A 2,031-nucleotide genomic window follows, 5' to 3' on the forward strand; every position below is an offset into this window, starting at 1 on the left:
GTTGCTGGTCGAGCGTGGCGACGCTCAAATGTACATCGCGGTGCCTTTTGCCAGTGGCTGAGAACTGCTGTTGACGGGAACGCGGAGCGGCAGGTCCATCGGTGACGGTCCCGCCGGTCTCCGCCCGTCAAGATTTCGGTTGCCCGTCACGGCATCTTCGAGAACATTGCGTCAGGCCGATAGTGGCCTGATTGCATGGGGATTGCCGCTATGGTCACCCGAGGTTTCTCTTCAGGACGGCGCCCGCCAGCCGATGGCGATGCCCGCATCCCGCCGGGCCAATATCTGGAACAGGGTTTTCCGGTGCTGTCGGCCGGTCCGACGCCGCGCGTGCGTACCGAGGATTGGTCTTTCACGCTGAAACATGGGCCACGCCCGATCAAGAAATGGAACTGGACCGAGTTCAACGCGCTGCCGATGACCAAGATGACACGCGATATCCATTGCGTGACAGCATGGACCAAGTTCGACACGCCGTGGCAGGGCGTGCTGGTCGACGATATCCTTGCCGATGCGGGTGTGGAGCCGCCGACCGGCTTCACGCTGGCGCACGCGTTCGACGGCTACACCACCAACGTGCCGGTCAAGGACCTCACCGCCGGCAAGGCCATGGTGGCGCTGCTCTACGAAGGCAAGCCGATCACACCGGACCATGGCGGCCCGGCAAGGCTGCTGGTGCCGCATCTTTATTTCTGGAAGTCGGCCAAATGGTTGAACGGCCTGCAATTCACCACGCGAGACGAGCCCGGTTTCTGGGAATTGCGCGGCTACCATATCTATGGCGACCCATGGCGCGAGCAGCGCTACACGGACGATCCATGAGCGATGCGGCGGCAGTGCAGTCGCCCTGGCAAACAGCCGGCATCGTCCGCATCGAAAAGCGCACGCCGCGTGTCACCAGCTTCTTTTTCCAGCCGTCTCGGCCCTTCGCCTATCGCGCCGGGCAGCATGTCGACGTCAGGCTGACGGCGCCGGACGGCTATCAGGCGCGCCGCTCCTATTCCATCGCCTCCGCGCCCGAAACGAGCGGCGCAATCGAACTGGCGATCGAAAAACTCGACGATGGCGAGGTCTCGCCCTTCTTCCACGAGGTCGCGGCAGTGGGCGATGAAATCGAACTGCGCGGGCCGCTTGGCGGGCATTTCGTCTGGCCGGAGGATGAGAGTGGACCGCTTGTTCTGGTCGGCGGCGGTTCGGGCGTCGTGCCCTTGATGTCGATGCTCCGCCACCGCGCCGCGCATAATTCAGCGGTGCCCGTCGTCCTGGTCTTTTCGGTCCGGGTCTGGGACGAAGTGATCTTTCGTCACGAGTTGATCGCCCTCGACGAACGCCAGGACGGCTTCGACCTGATGCTGACACTGACGCGCGAAGCCGCACGCCGCCCGGCCGACTATGCGCGGCGGGTAGACGTCGCGATGATGGTTCAAGCCATGACGCGGCTGCCGGAGCCGCCTGGCATCGCCTTCGTCTGCGGCTCCAACGCCTTCGTTTCCGCGGCCGCCCAAGCGCTGATCAATGCCGGCGTTGCAGCGGAAATCATTCGCACCGAACGCTACGGAGTTTGAACGGACTCTGGCGGTTCGGTAGAGACACGATGCTTCAAGCCTTGAAAATCGACCGATGAGGTAATACCTTGTCGGAATATGGTATTACCAAGGAGTGAAGATGGCCACCACCGTCACGGCAAAGGGACAAGTGACCATTCCCAAACCCGTCCGCGACCTCCTGGGGATCGTCCCGGGCAGCAGAGTCGATTTCCGGCGCGCCGCCGATGGCAGCGTGGTGTTGGCTCGGGTTGACAGAAAGCCGCCTGCGAGCCGCTTCGCCAATCTGCGCGGCCATGCCGGCGAGGGGCTCACGACCGAGGCTATCATGGCGCTGACGCGTGGCGGAGCGTGACGTTCGTCGACACCAACGTTCTGCTCGACCTTGTTACGGACGATCCCAATTGGGCGGGCTGGTCGATCGCGCAACTCGAGGCGGCAAGCCTCGATGGGCCATTGTTGATCAATGATGCGGTCTATGCAGAAC

At 63.0% G+C, this 2,031-nt stretch carries 3 protein-coding genes and 1 pseudogene; all 4 read left to right on the top strand.

Annotated features, from left to right (window positions below):
* The first annotated feature begins 210 nt into the window (after window positions 1-210).
* Window positions 211-822, top strand: a complete 612-nt coding sequence (locus tag EN893_RS30955; RefSeq protein ID WP_127267352.1) for a sulfite oxidase-like oxidoreductase — start codon at window positions 211-213, stop codon at window positions 820-822.
* A complete protein-coding gene (locus EN893_RS30960) occupies window positions 819-1,565 on the top strand; it encodes an FAD-binding oxidoreductase (protein WP_127267351.1) in 747 nt (248 codons plus the stop codon). The genes EN893_RS30955 and EN893_RS30960 overlap by 4 nt, the downstream gene beginning before the upstream one ends.
* Window positions 1,566-1,665: 100 nt before the next feature.
* Window positions 1,666-1,899: an AbrB/MazE/SpoVT family DNA-binding domain-containing protein gene (locus EN893_RS30965; RefSeq protein WP_127267350.1), complete on the top strand. Its 234-nt coding sequence runs from the start codon at window positions 1,666-1,668 to the stop codon at window positions 1,897-1,899.
* Window positions 1,896-2,031, top strand: a pseudogene (locus tag EN893_RS39565) (DNA-binding protein); the annotation flags it as partial. The gene EN893_RS30965 and the pseudogene EN893_RS39565, both read left to right, overlap by 4 nt.

The organism is Mesorhizobium sp. M7A.F.Ca.CA.004.04.2.1, assembly GCF_004022825.1.
In the GTDB taxonomy this organism is placed as follows: Bacteria; Pseudomonadota; Alphaproteobacteria; order Rhizobiales; family Rhizobiaceae; genus Mesorhizobium.

Coding starts and splice junctions, on each gene's coding strand:
- EN893_RS30960 (WP_127267351.1), top strand. CDS start 819: ATGAGCGATGCGGCGGCAGTGCAGTCGCCCTGGCAAACAGCCGGCATC.
- EN893_RS30955 (WP_127267352.1), top strand. CDS start 211: ATGGTCACCCGAGGTTTCTCTTCAGGACGGCGCCCGCCAGCCGATGGC.
- EN893_RS30965 (WP_127267350.1), top strand. CDS start 1,666: ATGGCCACCACCGTCACGGCAAAGGGACAAGTGACCATTCCCAAACCC.